A 17,884-nucleotide genomic window follows, 5' to 3' on the forward strand; every position below is an offset into this window, starting at 1 on the left:
TCGGGCGAGATCGTTACGCTTTGCAATAGCCGAAAAATTGAAGTTGAGTGTGGTTCAGCGGCGTGCTCTCTTAGGACGATTGGGGTTGAGGGAGTTGGAGTGCGAAGTTTGGTCGGCCTGGACAGCGCTGCGGGCGTCAAGAAGACGAAGTTTGACGCCTGGCAGATTTCTGAGATCCAACCGGTGATCATTTGCGGTTCGGACTGGCGCTGCACCATGACCCTGGAAAAAGACGTCTCCGACGACAGCAAATTCCACCTCAGGCGGGATCAATGACAATGATGGACACTCAAGTCCCTGCGCCCGAAAGCTATGCATGGCCAGAGCGGCTTGTCCGTAGCGGCATGCTTATTTTTGTCTGTTTGATCATGGGGGCTGCGTTTGCAGCGAGCCCGGCTTCCGCGGCTAGCTTCGATTGCCGGAAGGCGTCCAGTGCCGATGAGCATGCCATTTGCTCCAACGATGAGCTTTCGGGCCTGGATGACGCGATGGCAGCGGGCTTCAGGGAGGCTCGCAGACAGGCGCCAGTGGTCGTCAAACCATTGTCGCGGTCCTTGTTGGCGGAACGGCGGGCGTGTGGCGCGGATATAGATTGCTTGAAGACAACCATGACAAAGGCCGTAGGCGCTTACAAGTCAATCATCCTGGGTGAGCCGGTGGACGGTGATCGGAAAGACAAGGTTTACTACGGCTCTCGCGCCGGGATGCAGGTCTCAGTGGTGTCTCGCTCAGGCATTGATACGCCCCGGGCCGTCATCCAGATCGAACACCGCCGCGAAGACGCAGTTGCGTTTTGCCGTGACTACGTTCTGAAGGTAACGGATCAGTGCATTGAAGACGAGCTGGCCATCGATCTTCAAAACAAGTTCACAGGCGACTGCAAGACCGGACGCTTTACGACGATTACAGGGCAAACTTATGTTTTCTTCGGGCGAAATACCGCCACCAACGCTGGCACGATGGGAAATGACTTTGTGCTGATCGACCCGGATACCAATGAGCCGCTCGATGGGAGCATGGCCAGCGGCTATCCCGTTGCAATCGACCAGTTCAAGGAGCTGTGCCCGACGAGGGTGCGCTAAGCTCTTGTTTCAGGCGGCTCTCGGCGTCGGTGTTAACCAGGTGCGCTTTTTCGTCTAGTCAATTCTTACAACTCTGAGTACGAACGTCCTCGAAAGAGGGCACCATGCAAAAACTTTTGTTGATACTATTTGGTGTAGCGGCCATGAGCGGGACTGCGCATGCTCAGGCAAGGGTCACTGCAACACATCGAAACGGCCTAGTCGAAAGCTACCGAGCCTATATCGGTGAGGCGGACCTGTTTAACTCAACCGGCGCAAGGCTGACGCAGCCGTGGCAGATCATTCGGCAAGACCGAGCAAATTTCCATCAATACGATGTACGCGACCGCGATGACGAGACGGATACGTTCTTTGCAGATCCGGTCAACCGCCAAGCGCTTGAACAGATGCTTCGCAACGGCACAATGACGAGGGACGCCGCCAACATGATCGTTCGCGGGAATGTCTGGATTGACGTGGATATTTACGGCAGCCAGGGCGCTGGCCGCTGGATCGACGTCTCAGTATCCGATTGATCTTTTCCGGCAGGGGACCCGTACTCGATGAAACATCTTTTCGCAGCGGCTCTTTCCGCCCTTATGATTTCCACGGTATCGACAGCCTTTGCTCAGTCGATGTCCGGCGTGTCAGTTGGAGGCGATCGACAGCAACTCGTCAGCATAGGCAGCCGTCCGGTCGCGACAGAGGCAATGGGTCCCCACACGATTGAGAAGTACAAGCTTTCGGGCGGCAACGAGCTTTCCGTTACGTACCATCGAGCCTCCGGCAAGATTGTCTACCTGGAGACGGACTGGGGAGGCGAAACGGCCGGAGCCTTCTCGGACTTCGAAGGGTTCGAATTCGGCAAGACCACCCTCACCGAGATCCGCACCAAGCTCGGAAGCAACGGGATGAGTTTCAAGGATCGTCCTCCCGCAACTCCAACCCCTGACGGCGGACTCGCGCTTTTCAATTCGTACGAGGTAAACGATTCGGGCACTATCGCCACGTTCGTGACTAGCGTTTCTGCCGTGACCGTAAAATCCATCAAGGAAAAGGGCTCAAACCCAAACGTTGGCGACATAGCAAAACTTGAAGCGGTCATCGTTGGCGAAAAGGATTATCTCGAAACGATCTGGGGCAGCGATAAAACTAAGTCGCCCAACTATTCCGCCATAGACTGGCCGGGGAGCGGTTCGGATCAAGCACCGAAATCCCCACAGGCCGCGTCCAGGAAGCCTGAAACCGCCGACTTCCCGGTAGAGCGTGTTTATCGCGGTAAGACAGCGAAGCCTGATTTTTCCGGGAGCAACGCTCACTTCAGGGACTTTCGCACTCGGATCCGACAAGGAATGGCTGGGGGACCGGGCTTTGCGGGTGAATATTCAGTGATTCAGTTTGGCTGCGGCACGGGCTGCTCAGCGGTGATTGTCGCCAGCAACAAAACCGGTCGACCATATTCGTTTCCGCGAGGTGGTGAAGACAACATGTATCTCACCCTCAAATACCAGCTCGACAGCCGCCTGATGGTGGCGCAGTGGGGCTCATATGACAGCGGCAAATGCATCATGGAGTATTTCGACTTCGCGAATGGAATTTGGAGCGCAATCGCGAAGCGAGAGATCGGTCCTCTCGACGCTTGCTACAAAGACATCGAAGAGAACGGGCCTTGAAAAACGTTGGGTTCAGTTGCTCGGCAGGTGGACAGCAGGCCATTGCTCTGCTGCTGCTTTTGATCATCTGCTCGGGTCTCTGCCCTGTTCCGGCTGCCGCGGCAATAGTCAAAAAGGTCGACAGGGACGAGTGCCAAGTCGCGCTTTCCAGACCAATCGCTTCCGATGACCTCGATCGTTTGAAAATTCTCGCGCCAGTGGGCTCATCGCTCTGCTGAGATAGCTCGGGTGGAGGTTTCCCCGAAGGTTTGGCGACGCCAAGTGGTTGGCTGCCGCGAGTAACACGGAATCACTTAACGTATATCCCGTTAGATAATCCGGACCAGGTTTTGTCTAGCCATTGAATGCTTCTCGCAACCACGAAGCGGAGTGCGAGAAGCATTTCAATATGCGATTAATAAAAAGATTTCATCTCCAGTTGGAAAGATTTGATCACGCCGATGGGGATTATTCTTGGCTTTGGCCCCGTTCGCTTGTTCTTCACTTGAGTTCCGTGAGCTCAAAAATTACAGGCTATCAAAGAAATAATTTAAACTGAAGGCTATTGACAACTGCCGCGAGCAAAAATAATTTCGTCATTAAGTTGATTTCTTACACTCCGGAGTTTCAGTTGGATATCTTTGAAAGCGAAAGTGTACTCAATATTCCGTTTCAAAAAGTGTCGTTTTGACCTGTTTGCCAACTCCACTTTTACTACTTACGAAAGTTGCGGCGCGCGTGATTTCGGAATCCAGCGTGTGAGAACCTTGTTGATCTATTGAATCATCCCGGCAAAGCGGCGTCAGCGGGACCTTGAAATGAGCCCTCAAATGTTATCCTTGGTTGAACCCGGCCCGCTCGATTTGAATGCATCTTTATCGCATGCGCCTCCCGCTTTTGGCGCATTTCCTTCCTATTATCAGGCTCCGAATGTCTTTTCACTCGGCAAATAATGTATGCCAAGTAAAATAGCCGATTGTGTGAGATTTAATTCATGAATAGAAAAGATTTGTGTAGATTATTTATAATCGCAATTTCAATTTTCTACTTTATATCTTTGTATACTTTCCTAAGGCAGGGAGCCTATTATCAAAGCGTGCATGAGGAAATCTCCGGTATCTTCAGCATTAAGGGTATCTTTGCAAAAATACTGGTGGTGTCACCCCAGGTTTACTTGCTAATGGTCCTGGCAGTCTTAATACAGGTCTTTCGGAAGAATGATGGCGCCTTAAGGCGGTTAATGTGTATTTGGTCTGCAATACTTATACTTGGTTCAGCGTGGACCGCCCTGGTTATATACGCAATTAACAACGAGTAATTTCAAGAGGACATGCCATGGCAGAAGCGACATCGCTTTTCACGCAGGGAACGACAGACTTTATCGTACAGAATGCACTCAAAGCCAATACCGTTGCTAATAAGCTCGGGATTTCATCCCTTGCCCTCATGGGGGCAGTCGCCAACGAGCTTGATACGAGGTACAATCGGGATCTTGCTTTTGGTACCCGAGGAGGTGCCGTCCAGAATTTCGCAGACCGTTGGGTGAAATTCTGGGGTAATAATAAAAACCTTGCCGATAATTACAATGGCTTGAAACGAGGTGTCGAACGTTTCGGAGGCAAGCTCAATAATATGGCCTTGATCGATGTTGGTCCAGGCAATATTAAAATTGCAACCGCCATTGACATGCTTAACGACTATATTGCTGCGCACCAAGGGGCCAGCGACGATCCGCTCAACCTCAAGCAGTATGACGGAAACTACTACAAGCTTGCAATGGATTTGGAAAACTTTGTCGACACCGATGCAACCTTCGCATTTGCGGGGCTCGTTATCGCAAAGGCTGACAATTTCTTTAGTTCCAAAGACTCAGGGGCCTGGAACCGATTGACATCAGACGAACAAGACGCCGCGCGTGTCATGTTTTATAAGATGAAGCCAGACACACTTTCACAGAATATCGACAAGCGAATTGCCGATGCAAAAAAAACCGGTGCCCAATTCGATTTCGACCTTCATGGAGATGGTGGGCAACAGCATCTGAACAATCTTGCCATTATCAACGCCGGCATGCAGCTTGGCGGCTCGTGGGCGCTGCCTCAATTCCCAGCGCTCTTAACTCCTTCATCGGTCACTACCGCTTCTTCGTTGACCCCACTGACGGCTCCGGCACCGATGACTTCTGTCGCACCGTTGGCACCAGCAGCAATTCAGGATTTTTCGGCTCTCCCGAACTATGGATACTATCAAGACGGACCGTCGTCGCCAGGCGGTGCGCCAGATGCCTGGTCAGGTACAGAGGATTCATATTCCCGCCAGGGGGGATGGGGATGGACCCGGGTTGGAGATGCGAGCAAAGAATACGGTAACTATGATAATGGCGTTCTAACTCTTGGACTGACCGTACATTGGGAATTGACCTGGATGGACGCGTCATCTGGATGGGGGCAGCGTTCAGACAACGGCGGCAAGAAAAGCAAACCTGTGCTTCTCGACATCGCGGGTAACGGTTTGTCGGTTACGTCATTGGACGATTCGGATAAGTTCGTTGACGTGGACGGCGACGGTTACCAGCATCAGACGGCTTGGGCAGGAACAGGCACCGGCGTTCTCGTACTGGATGCCGACGGTGACGGCAAGATCAGCCGTTCGAGCGAATTCGCCTTCACCGAGTGGGATTCTTCTGCGACGAGCGACCTTGAGGCGTTGAAGCATGTTTTCGACACCAACGGCAACGGCAAGCTGGATGCTGGCGATGCCCAATGGTCGAAATTCCGAGTGGACTTGAACGGCCAACTGGTGACCCTCGACAGCCTCGGCATCACCTCTATCGACCTGACGCCGAAGGGCAGCGGCCAAACCTTTGAGGATGGCTCCGCTATCACCGGAACCACGACCTTCACCCGTGCTGACGGCACGACGGGAGCCGTCGGCGATGCAACGCTGGCAACCGACAATGCCTCCTATATCGTCAAGACAAGCAGCGTGACGAAGGTCGATAGCTCGGTTGAGAAAACGATTCTTGCCTACAACAAGGACGGCAGCCTCGCCTTCCGCAACGTCGTCACCACAAGCGCCGACGGAAAGAGCGTACAGACCCAGTTCGATGATGACGGCAACGGCACATTCGACCGCTCGCAGACCAATGTCCTGACGGTCGATGCATCGGGCGTCCAGACGAAGACAGTGTCCAACTTCAATGCCGACGGATCGCTTTCCCACCGAACGACAACGGTCACCAGCGCTGACCGCCTGACCGTGACGACGACACTCGACCAAGACGGCGATGGCATCGCCAATCAGCGGCAGACTTTCGTGAAGGGCGCCGATGGTTCGACGACGACGACCACGCAGCAGCTCAGCGTCAACGGCACCGTCCTGTTTGGAACAGCCGTCAACGGCTCCCCCGATGGCCTGACCAAGACGACAAGTCTCGATCTCGACGGCAACGGGGTTTATGACGATATCGTCACCGAGACCACGACGGTCGCGGCGGATGGCACTCGCAAGAAAACGACCAAGGAGACCAGCGCGAACGGCAAAGTTCTCTCCGTCGTCAACATGACAACCAGCGCCGACGGACGCACGATCACCACAGAGATGGACTCGGACGGCAATGGCCCGACCGAAACCAAAACCGTCACCACGTCGACGGTCGCGGCATCGGGCGACGTGACCCTGGACACGACTGTCTACAATACCAATGCGTCCTTCACTAAGCGCTCGAAAGCGGCAACGATCACCACCGCCAACGGATTGTCGAAGACCACAACGAGCGACGTTAACGCCGACAACGTCATCGATTTTACCGATACGGATGTGACGGTGATCGATGCCACCAACCGCACGCAGACCGTCCAGCATCGCACCAAGACCGGGACAACAGGTACGCTGCTGTCGCAGACGATCACGAAGACCAGTCTTGACGGCAAGTCGATCACGGTCACCGAGGATGTGAATGGTGACACCAAGACCGACAGGCTGACCGAGACTGTGGTCGGGACGGATGGCAAGACGACTAAAACGGTCCGCACCCTCAACGCCGACGGCTCATTGGTCCTGAAGACCGTGGCCGTCACATCTGCCGACGGCTTGTCGAAGACGACGAGCACCGACGTCAACGGCGATACCGTCAACGATCTCGTGGTGACGGACGTCATTACCACGTGGTCGGATGGCAGCCGCACTGAAACGGTGACATCGAAGAACGCCAACGGCGCGACCATTGCCACGACTCTCACCAACACATCGGCCGATAGTCTGACCCAGTACGTCAAGACCGACGCCAACGGCGACGGCGTCTTCGAAGACATGACGAAAAGCGTCACCGTTCTTGACGCCACCGGAGCGCGGAAGGAAACTGTGAGGAGCACGAACGCGGACGGAACGCTCAAGACCCAGATCGTCACCGACGTCAGCGCCGATCGCCGCAGCACCACCATCGTGACGGATGCGGATGGCGACGGCAGGACCGATACGCGCCGGGTCGAAACGGTCTCGGTCGGCGGCAATGTCAATATCTGGGAACGGCAATACGCTGCGGATGCATCGACGATCAGTACGACAATCACCGACATCAGCGGCAATGGCCTGACCAAGACCGTATCGGCGGATTTGAATCACGACGGCGTCGGCGACCGGATTACGAACGACCAAACGGTGCTCAATGCCGATGGAAGCAAGACCGAGACGATCTCTCTGACGAGCAGCGATGCCACGCGTCTCGACAAGAAAATCATCGTCACGTCAGGCAACGGCATGTCGATCACGACGAGCGAGTACATCAACGGCGACGAGGTGGTCGATGCCAAGATGACCGATGTCACGACATTCGACACCTATGGACTGCAGTTCCAGACCGTATCGAATTATCGGGGAACGTCGCTCGTAGGAACAACCAAAGTCACGACCAATCTCAACGGCCTTTCTGGATCGACCGACTACGATTTGGACGGCGACGGCACGGTCAACCAGATTTTGTCGTGGAAGAAAACGCCACTCGATCCGCTCGGATCGGTCACCACCACGGAAACGGTGAGGGCGACCGACACCAACACCACACTGATCTCGCAGAAGATCACCACAGTCAGCGCCGACCAGAAAACCACCACGGTGAAGACCAAGATCGATAGCGACAACGTTGATGACTTTGTAGAAACGATCACAATCGACGACGCTGGAACGCAGAAGGACGACCTCAAACAATATAATGCTGCTGGCACGCTCGAAAGCCAGGCGGTCGTCACCACTTCGGATGACGGGCTGTCGAAGACCTCGAGTTCCGACCTCGACGGCAATGGGATCTTTGAACTGGTCACCACCGACGTCACGGTGCTGAACGCGGACGGCAGCCGCACCGAGACAATCTCGAAATCGGGTATCGGCGATGCGCTGATCTCTCGCACGACGGCCAAAGTCAACGCCAGCGGCTTGAGCAAGACGACGAGCTGGGCCGATGCCAGCGGCGCGACGGTTCGCTCCATGAGCGACGTCACCGTTCTCAACGCCGATGGCGGCACGAAGCAGACCCTAACATACTTCAAGGCGGATGGGACGACGCTGGAAAGCAAGACCGTCGCCACGGTCGCAGCTCACGGCCTCACGACCACGGTCACCGTCGATGTCGACGGTAATAGCATCGTTGATAAAAAATCTGTCACAGCAAAGCAAACCAATGGCTCGATAGTCCAAACCCTCAGCGACTTCGGTGCGAACGCCGCGCTGAAGGATTCGAAGACTATTACCACCTCTGCCGACGGCTTGACGCAGACCATCGAATACGACACTGACGGCAATGCTACGGTCGACAAGAAGACGACCCGCGCGACGGTTCTGAAAGCCAATGGCAGCACGGCAACCACGACGAAGGATATCGTCGCCGGTGTTACCAAAAGCATCACGCTGACAGAAGTCTCGGCAGACGGCCTGACCGTTACCACTAAGTGGGATACAACAGGCACCGGTGGCGGCACCACCTTCGACAAGAGCCGGACCGACGTGACCGTCCTCAATGCCAACGGCTCGACGACGCAGACGATCAGCAACCTGACCGGCACGACGCTGACCAGCCGCACCCTCGTCACCACCAGTGCCAACGGGTTGTCGATCACCGCTCAGATCGACCCGACCGGTGCCGGCTCTTACAGCCAGACGGCGACCGATGTCACAGTCTTGAATGCCAATGGCACGAAGACGAGGACGGTGGAAAGCAAGAGGACGGCCGATGGCTCGCTGATCTCCAGGACCACCACGACGACAAGCGCGAACGGCCTGATCATAACATCCAGCCAGGAGCGTCCGGGCTTCACCAACCAGACCGTTACCGACACGACCACGGTGCTGGCGGACGGCGCCATTCGCGAAACCGTCGAGACTAGGGATAGCGGTGGGGCCTTGATCGGCAAGATCGTCACGCTCACCAGTGCCGACAAGCTGACTGTCACCATCGACCGAGATGGCAACGGCGACGGCATCGTCGATCAGCGTCAGGAGACGGTTACTGCCAATTCCGGCATTCAGACATCGGTGACGACCAACTTCAAAGCCGATGGAACGGTCAAGGACAAGTCGACCGTTGTCGTATCCGCCGACGGCCGCCTCACGACAACCACCTGGGATCTCGACGGCAACGGCACGATCGATCGTCAGCGGGTGACGAATTTTACAGCCAATGCCGATGGAAGCAGCACGACGGTGATCTCGGATACCGATCTCCCGGCCAATACCCTGGCCGCCAGGACGACGATCCAGACGTCGGCCGACGGCAGGGTGAGGACCACGTCGAAGGATATCAACGGCGACGGAACGAACGATCAGAGCGAAACCGTCACCGTCGATTCCACGGGCGCCTCGGTTTCCCTGGTCACCAACAACGCGACGGCGCGATTGGTTTCCAACCTGACGCCGGGTGGTGTCTATTGGACCCAGGCGATCGCCGCGAAGATCGAGACGACGACTTCAGCGGATGGCCGCACCAAGATCGCCAAATACGACTATGACGGCAACGGCGTTTACGAGACCGTCATGCAATCGACCATCCAAGTCGATGGCTCTATCGTCACGGCGGTGACCGAAACCAACGCCAGTGGCACGGTGACGGCAAAGGGCACGATCTCGACCAGTGCAGATGGCCTGATTACCAAGCTATCGAAGGATGCCGGCAACAACGCCACCATCGATCATACCGAGACTGCGGTGACGCATGCCGATGGCTCGATCACCCTGACCAAAGTCGATCTCAACGCCAGCGGCTCGATGACGCAAACAAACGTTGTTGAAGTCACCGCGCTCGGCTCGCTTGTCTCAAGCCTCACGACGGACTCGGCTGGCCGCAAGACCGCGCAGACCATCTTCGCCGCTGATGGAAGCTCGGTGACGACGACCTACGACGGGGCGAGCGGCCAGCAACTGAGCGTCGCCAATGCCAATAAGGCCGGCTTGCTGACGACCGTCACTTTCTACGATCCGCTGAGTGCGAACACGTGGAAAAGTATCGAGCGGCAATATGACACTGCCGGCAGGGAGACGTTGGAAAAGCAGTTCTACGACGACAACACACGGATCGAGATCAGCTTCGATCCATCGAATGCTGCGGCGTGGTCGCAGATTCAACAGAACTACAATGCGGCTGGACAGCTGACTTACAAGCTTGAAACGGCCGACAACGGAACGAAGACCGCCTATGATGTCGCCGGCACCCAGTCATGGTCGACTATCAAGCAGTCTTATGACACTGCCGGCAGACTGATCGGGGTCGATCAAACCAATGATGACGGCATACGCTATGTCGCCAGCTACGATCCCGCCAATGCGGCGGCATGGTCTCGCATCGACTATTCCTACAATGCCAGCAGTCAACTCACGGCGCAGAACACCTATTACGACAACGGCGGCACGCGCTATGAGGCGTGGGACCGGGCCGCTGCAAATTGGTCATACCGTCTCGTGATCCAGAATAGCGCAGGGCAGACAACTTACGAAGAAACGACCTTCGATAGCGGTCAAACCGATAAGACGACTTATGACGTCGGTAACGGTCAGAATTGGAAATTTCAGACTGAATCATATTCATCCTCCAGCGCCCTCATGCAAATATTCACGCAAATGGATGAGGCCAAGAAGTGGTACTACGAATACCGTGACTATCTGAATAACCAGATCTGGAAAACGCTCATAATCCGCTATGACAGGTACGGCGTCAGAACCAGCGGGGACACCTATTTTGACGATGGTACCCGCATAGAATACGAGTACCATTCCGACCAGGGTGGTAAGTTGGATTGGTGGAAAAAATATGATGCGCAGGGGCGTGTCATCGCGAGAGGAACCAGTCCCGTTCTTTTGGACCTGAATGGCGATGGCCATGTTGATCTTCGCCCTCTTGACTCGCTCGCCACATCGGTAGGTTTCGATTGGGATGGTGATGGGGTAGCGGATGAATCAGCCTGGGTCGGCCCCCAGGACGGATTCCTCGCGATTGACCTCGCCGCCGATGGAACGGCAGGCCCTGACGGAAAGATTAACCAGGGGCTGGAACTGGCGTTTGGCGCCTGGAGTAACGAGTCGACCTCGGACCTTGACGGCCTGCGCCTCGCCTTTGATACGAACAACGATAACGTCCTCGACCTCAACGATGAGCGTTGGAGCGAGTTCAGGGTCTGGCGCGATCTCAACCAGAACGGCGTCAGCGATGCTGGCGAGTTGCAGACGATGACGGCCGCCGGTATCCGGTTGATCAACCTGATACCGAGCAGCGACGGGACACAATCCTTCGCCGATGGTTCGATGATCTCAGGCACCAGCTCCTATCAAACCGTTGACGGCACCAACCAATATCTGGTCGGTGACGCCATGCTTGCCGTACGGTCCAGTCAGGCGGCCAATGTCGCATAACAATATCTCCCGCCTCACGCCGGCGCTTTGCAGCGCCGGCATATCCGCCTTTCGTTGATCCCGCACATGGTAGACATTCAGACAGCGCCCGATCGCGACGCGATGTCGGCGGAGGGCAACGGTGCATCCGAAGCAGCAATCGCCGACAGCGGACTGGCGGCGATCTCTGCTGTTGCCGGTTATTTCAGGATCGCATCACGTCCGGAGACGTTGAGCCGTGAGCTTGCGCTGACCGAGCCGGCTGCACGCGACGATCTGTTGCGGGCGGCCAAGATCATCGGCCTGAAGGCGCGCACCGTCCGTGCCACTCAGACCAAACGACTGGCGACGCTTCCTGCACCCGCACTTGTCTCGCTGAAGGACGGTACCTTCGCGGTCTTCGCCGGCTTGGCCGCCGAGGGGCGCTATCGGCTGATCAATCCCATCGATTTCTCCGCACGCAATATCGAGGCCGAGGAGCTTCTCGCGCTGACTTCGGGCGAGTTCATCCTCGTCCAGCGCCGCTTTGCCGGCCCCGGCGCCTCGCAGCAGAATTTCGGCTTCCGCTGGTTCCTGCCGGCGATCTGGCGCTATCGGCGGGCGTTCGGCCATGTGCTGATCGCCTCCCTCGTCATCCAGATCTTCGCGCTGGTGACGCCGCTGTTCTTCCAGGTCGTCGTCGATAAGGTGCTGGCGCACCGCAGCTATTCGACCCTGATCGTGCTCGTCGTCGGCCTTGCCGCCGTCGGGCTCTTCGACGTCGTGCTGCAATATCTCAGAACCTATGCGCTGTCGCACACGACCAATCGCATTGACGTTGAGCTTGGCCGGCGGCTGTTCCGCCATCTCCTGAACCTGCCGCTCAGTTACTTCGAGACCCGCGCCACCGGCCAGACGGTCGCGAGGATCCGCGAACTCGAAACCATCCGCAATTTCCTGACGGGCCAGGGCCTGTTCTCCGGCCTCGACCTGATCTTCACCATCATCTTCATCTTCGTATTGTTTTCCTATTCCTCGAAGCTTGCCTGGATCGTCGTCGCCTCCATTCCCTTTTACGTCGCGATCGGGTTTCTCATCCGCCCCTTCCTCAAGGAACGGATCGACGAGAAGTTCGAGCGCGGCGCCTTCAGCCAGCAATTGCTCGTCGAAACCGTCGTCGGCATTCAGACCCTGAAGGCCTCGGCGGTCGAGCCAGTGGTTTCCTCGCAATGGGAGGAGCGGCTGGCCGCTTATGTGCACTCGTCCTTCCTGGCGACCATGCTGGCGGCCAAGGGTCAGAACATCATCCAGTATGTCAACAAGATCACCTCGGCCGCGCTTCTTCTCTTCGGCGCGCAGGCGGTCATCGACGGTGAATTAAGTGTTGGCGCCTTGGTTGCCTTCAACATGATCGCCGGTCAGGTCTCCCAGCCGATCCTGCGGCTGTCGCAGCTCTGGCAGGATTTCCAGCAGGTGCAGGTCTCCATCGCCAGGCTCTCGGATATTCTGAACGCCCCGCAGGAGCCGCGTCCGAGCGTTGCCGTCAGCCTGCCGCCGCCGAAAGGCGCGATCGGCTTCAAGTCGGTGAACTTCCGCTATTCCCCCGACGGCCAGGACGTGCTCAAGGACATCACCTTTACGATCCGGCCGGGCGAAGTCATCGGCATCGTCGGCCCCTCCGGCTCCGGCAAGTCGACGCTGACCAAGCTGGTGCAGCGCTTCTATATCCCGAATAACGGCCAGGTCTTCGTCGACGGCCAGGATATCGCCCAGGTCGATCCGGCCTGGCTGCGGTCGAATATCGGCGTCGTGCTTCAGGAGAATATGCTGTTCAACCGGACGATCCACGACAATATCTGCATGGTCAATCCGGCCATGTCGCGGGCCGCCGCCATTCAGATGGCGCGACTGTCGGGCGCCGACGAGTTCATCGCCAAGCTTCCGCGCGGCTACGACACGCTGATCGAGGAGCGCGGCGCCAATCTTTCCGGCGGCCAAAGGCAGCGCCTGGCCATCGCCCGCGCACTTGCCACCAATCCGCCGATCCTCATCCTCGACGAAGCGACAAGCGCGCTGGATTATGAGAGCGAGCGCATCATCCTCGGCAATATGCGCGAGATCGTCCGCGGCCGCACCGTCATCATCATCGCCCACCGCCTCGCGACCGTGCGGCATTGCAACCGCATCATCGGCATGAAGGACGGACGCATCGTCGAAGAGGGAACCCACGAGACGCTGCTTGCCCGTCCGAACGGGCTCTATGCCCATCTGTGGCAATTGCAGACGGGGCCGGTTCAATCATGAACCAGACCGTTCAGCCTCCCCCGCTTCCGCCGAAGCCCCGCAAGAGATTGCCGGTGGACAACGAGTTCCTGCCGGCGGCACTCGAGATCCTGGAAACGCCGGCTTCGCCGATCCGCACGGCGCTGATCTGGTTCATCTGTCTGCTCACCGTCGGCGCGCTGGCATGGAGCTATATCGGCACCTTCGACATCGTGGCGACGGCTCAGGGCAAGATCCAGCCGACCGGACGCGTCAAGGTGATCCAGTCGATCGAGGTCGGCAAGACGATCGCGGTCCCGGTCGCAAACGGCGCCAAGGTGGACGCCGGAGACATTCTCGTCGAGCTTGATCCGACCGAAGCACGCGCCGAGGTCAACACGCTGTCCACCAGCCTCGCGGCACTGCGGGCCGAGGTCACGCGGCGTGGCGCGGCATTGGCTGAGGTCAATGCCTGGCAGCATGGCGATCTCTGGAGCGGGACACGCCGGATTGAGATCGTCCCCGAATTCGCCGATTCCATACCTGCCGACATCCGGACGCGCGAAACGCTGCTTTACAATTCTGATCTTGAGCAGCTTGCATCGACTCTCGACAGCCTTTCCGCTCAGCGCAACCAGCAATTCGCTGCGGTGAAGCGATACAGCGAGATGGTCACCGCACAGCAGGCACTGGTCGCGACACTGACGGACCGCGTGACGATGCGCTCGAATCTCGTCGATCTCAGTGCTGGTTCGAGATCCGGCGTCATCGATGCGGTCGAGGTCAGGCAGAGGGAAGAGGCAACGCTTGCCGAGCAGATCGGTCAGCGGGCGGAGGCGGAGACCGCGATCGTCGCGGCGACGAGCGAAGGCCTGAAAGCCATCAAGACCTTCGTCGCCGACAATGCCGAAAAACAAGCGGCGGCATCGCGGGAGATCGACGAGAAAGAACAGCAGCTGGTCAAGGCGACGAAGCGGCTGGAGTCGATGACGATCAAAAGCCCGATCAAGGGCATCGTCCAGACATCCGCCATCACCACGGTCGGCCAGGTGGTGACCGCGGGCGCGGAGCTGATGCGGATCGTGCCGGATGATGCCTCACTCGAAATCGAAGCCTATCTGCCGAACCGGGACATCGGCTTCGTCTCGCCAGGGGAAACTGCTGTGATCAAGATTGAGGCCTTCCCGTTCACCCGCTATGGCATCCTAAATGGCAAGGTCACTAGGGTCGCAGCCGACGCCATTCCTGAACCGGATGCACAGCAGCTCGAAGGCCAGCCGGCAAAGGAGCTCCAGAGCGTGATCCCGATCGGCAACGCCCAGCGCGTCCAGAACCTGGTCTTCCCCGTCACCATCAGGCCGGATTTGGCAAGCATCGACATCGATGGAACGCGCGTCGCGCTCTCGCCCGGCATGTCCGTCACCGTCGAGGTCAAGACCGGCAGCCGCCGCATCCTCGAATATCTCTACTCGCCACTGGCTGAGATTAGCTCCGAAGCGATGCAGGAAAGGTGAAACCGCTACCAGTGTCAGCCTCACGCCGTAGCTTGGGACTTGAATCCCATGTTGCTCGACCGATGTGGCCGTTAGCGGCGGCCTTCGGAAGTGAAAATCCCAAGACAATGGGATAGGAGACGCTTGGACAACTCCTTTGCTCATTCACTGCGGCAACCGGTGAACCTCCCGCACTTGTCGTCGATTTCGCGTCACGGCTGGTGAAGCTGGAAGAGCAGGCTCCGACATTCTGCCAGGACCCCTGCTTTGATCGGTTACGGTGCCATAGTGTTGATGGGCGGCACTTTCGGGCTGTGGGGCGCGACAGTTCCCATTTCAGGAGCTGCGGTAGCGGCGGGAACGATCGCCGCAGCAGGGCGAAACATCCAAATGCAGCATCTCGAAGGAGGGATTGTCCGCTCTATTTCAATCCGCGAGGGCGACGCCGTGCACCGCGGCGATACGATAATGGTGCTCGACGACACGGCCGCCCGTACCCAGCTAAACCGCCTTGCAAAACAGTGGCTGTCTTTGTGCATCCGTATTGAGCGTCTGGGAGCGGAGCGTGACGGGGTAACTGAGTTGGCTGAAACCGACTGCGGGAATCAGCTGCCGATCGATGTTGATCCGACCGAAATCATCAACGAGGAGCAGAAAGAATTCAGCGCCCGCCTTGCTCGATTTCGCTCCGAAGAGGCTATCCTTGGAGAGCGCCTCGAGCAGCTTAACGAGACCCGAGACGGCTTGGGTGAGCAGAAGGCTGCCGTTCAAAAACAGGCGGAGGTCGTGAAAGAAGAGCTGCAACGAAAACAGTCTCTGGTTGAGCGAGGCCTAATCAATCGATCGGACTACACGGAACTGTTGCGCATCGACGCCGATCTTCTCGGGCAGTCGGCCGCTATTGCCTCAGAACAGGCAACGACTGGCTCGCAAATCGCGGAGGCGAAGGAACAAGTGGAACGCTTGCGGACCCAGCGAACCGAAGAAGCCGTCACGAAACTCAATGAATCCAAGAACTCTGTGCGCGATGTGGAAGAACAGCTCGCGGCTGCCTTCGCGGTATTGGAAAGGACCGTAATCAAAGCGCCTTCGGACGGCATCGTGGTGACTTCGGCCTACAACATCGTCGGCAACGTCATTGGCCCCGGGGAGAAGGTCATGGAAATCCTTCCGACGACTGACCGCCCGCTTGTAGAGGCGAAGGTTCAGCCGAAAGACATCGATGTCGTCCATTCCGGCCAGCCTGCGCGACTTCGCTTCACGGCGCTCGATGCCCGACTGACACCGGAGGTGGTGCGGTTGTGGAACAGGTGTCAGCTGACCGGCTTGTGGATGAGGCAACGCAGCAACCCTATTACAAGGCTCTCCTGCAGATAACGGGGAGCCTGCCGAATGGAGTTGCCACTGACGACCTCCATCCCGGGATGGCCGTCGAGGTGTTTATCAGCACTGAAGACCGAACGTTCTTCGATTACCTGATCAAGCCTTTGCTGGATTCTACGAACCATGCGTTCGTCGAGGATTGAGTTAGGGGCGTGTGCAGTCTCTAATCGGTGAGGCCTGTCGGGTTCACGAATGGGACCACAAGACACGGTTGATACGCCCGCTCGATGGCGGTCCGTGGATTGGCGGAGCTTCTTGCCGGGCAACTTGAATTGAACACAATCCGACGCTATCTAATGTCATCGGCGTTGCTGGTTAGTGCTCCACGCGAGCGTTCGCGACTGCCGAAGTTGCTATCTGCTTTTGACCACGGATGTACTGGCACTGGTGTGAAGGGCGATGTTGGAAAGGTCGGTGCGATTTCGCCCCGGCCTTTTTTATTTGCCCGTTAGCCAGGGGCGGCAGGCGTTCCTCAAACGACACAGTATCGTCTGTATTGCATGCGGTTTGAAGGGGTGGGGCCTCCACGTCCGTGATGCCCACCCGATATTCAAGTTCGCAGGGCAGTAGGCATCGAGCTGCAGAGGTTCCTATGCCTTAGCGGAGCAACCCATCGCGACTGAACTCTTCCCAGGGGCATGCCGCCCTTTCGGATGTTCTGCCTTTGACGCCGTCCGGCCCCACCCTGCGATTACGGCAGCGGCATCGGAGGGGTCGATTGGTCACAACAAGCCATAGGAAACCGGCCGTTATGTTTGCGGGGCGGCTAAAACCACACGCCCCCGGCGGGGTCGAAAGTCCAGCACTTGCCGACCAGACGACGTATCTCAGGCTCCCCAAAACCAATGAGATTTGTGATCAAGCCAGGATCGGCTTTCATGTCCCATGATAGTTCGATACGCTGATTGCATAGAGCAATTGCGCTACTGTCCTTATGAGGGAAAAATTCTGCTATCTCTTGGGATTCAATCAGGACATCGCTCTCGCTGGCCAATTGAACATCCAGTTCAACCGGTGCCCCGAATTTCAACTGGTCCGGAGCGACCTGCCTGAGGGGTTCACGGTACTGGGCAAGCGCGGCTTGTAGCGCAGTCAAATCGTCAAAGCCGTCACGGAAAAGGATTAGCAAAGAGAGAAGTTGCATTCATCACCTCCATATTTGTCACACCCATCAAACCGACAG

At 57.2% G+C, this 17,884-nt stretch carries 9 protein-coding genes; 8 read left to right on the top strand and 1 reads right to left on the bottom strand.

What is annotated here, in order from left to right:
• Positions 1 to 108 precede the first annotated feature (108 nt).
• The 8 genes from FHT75_RS32550 (at position 109) to FHT75_RS32585 (ending at position 16,695) form a co-directional block, all read left to right on the top strand.
• Positions 109 to 276 (top strand): hypothetical protein, encoded by a 168-nt coding sequence (locus FHT75_RS32550; protein ID WP_179877584.1) that lies wholly within the window; start codon positions 109 to 111, stop codon positions 274 to 276.
• Positions 273 to 1,082 (top strand): lysozyme inhibitor LprI family protein, encoded by an 810-nt coding sequence (locus FHT75_RS32555; RefSeq protein WP_143541152.1) that lies wholly within the window; start codon positions 273 to 275, stop codon positions 1,080 to 1,082. Before FHT75_RS32550 ends, FHT75_RS32555 begins: the two co-directional genes overlap by 4 nt.
• 104 nt (positions 1,083 to 1,186) lie before the next feature.
• Positions 1,187 to 1,597 carry a hypothetical protein gene (locus FHT75_RS32560; RefSeq protein WP_097623540.1) on the top strand — a complete coding sequence of 137 codons (411 nt, stop codon included), beginning with the start codon at positions 1,187 to 1,189 and terminating at the stop codon, positions 1,595 to 1,597.
• A 27-nt stretch (positions 1,598 to 1,624) separates the two neighbouring features.
• Positions 1,625 to 2,734, top strand: coding sequence for a hypothetical protein (locus FHT75_RS32565; protein ID WP_143541153.1), 1,110 nt, complete (start codon positions 1,625 to 1,627; stop codon positions 2,732 to 2,734).
• 1,314 nt (positions 2,735 to 4,048) lie between these two features.
• Positions 4,049 to 11,605, top strand: coding sequence for a hypothetical protein (locus FHT75_RS32570; RefSeq protein WP_245445234.1), 7,557 nt, complete (start codon positions 4,049 to 4,051; stop codon positions 11,603 to 11,605).
• Between the two features lie 66 nt (positions 11,606 to 11,671).
• Positions 11,672 to 13,867: a type I secretion system permease/ATPase gene (locus FHT75_RS32575; RefSeq protein WP_097623545.1), complete on the top strand. Its 2,196-nt coding sequence runs from the start codon at positions 11,672 to 11,674 to the stop codon at positions 13,865 to 13,867.
• Positions 13,864 to 15,339, top strand: coding sequence for an HlyD family type I secretion periplasmic adaptor subunit (locus tag FHT75_RS32580; RefSeq protein WP_097623546.1), 1,476 nt, complete (start codon positions 13,864 to 13,866; stop codon positions 15,337 to 15,339). The genes FHT75_RS32575 and FHT75_RS32580 overlap by 4 nt, the downstream gene beginning before the upstream one ends.
• Positions 15,340 to 15,585: 246 nt before the next feature.
• On the top strand, positions 15,586 to 16,695 hold the full coding sequence (locus tag FHT75_RS32585; RefSeq protein ID WP_245445235.1) for an HlyD family type I secretion periplasmic adaptor subunit: 1,110 nt from the start codon (positions 15,586 to 15,588) through the stop codon (positions 16,693 to 16,695).
• Between the two features lie 772 nt (positions 16,696 to 17,467).
• Here FHT75_RS32585 and FHT75_RS32590 read toward each other — a convergent pair.
• A complete protein-coding gene (locus tag FHT75_RS32590) occupies positions 17,468 to 17,845 on the bottom strand; it encodes a hypothetical protein (RefSeq protein WP_097623547.1) in 378 nt (125 codons plus the stop codon).
• Positions 17,846 to 17,884 lie beyond the last annotated feature (39 nt).

This window comes from Rhizobium sp. BK112, from assembly GCF_014193215.1.
GTDB lineage: Bacteria > Pseudomonadota > Alphaproteobacteria > Rhizobiales > Rhizobiaceae > Rhizobium > Rhizobium anhuiense.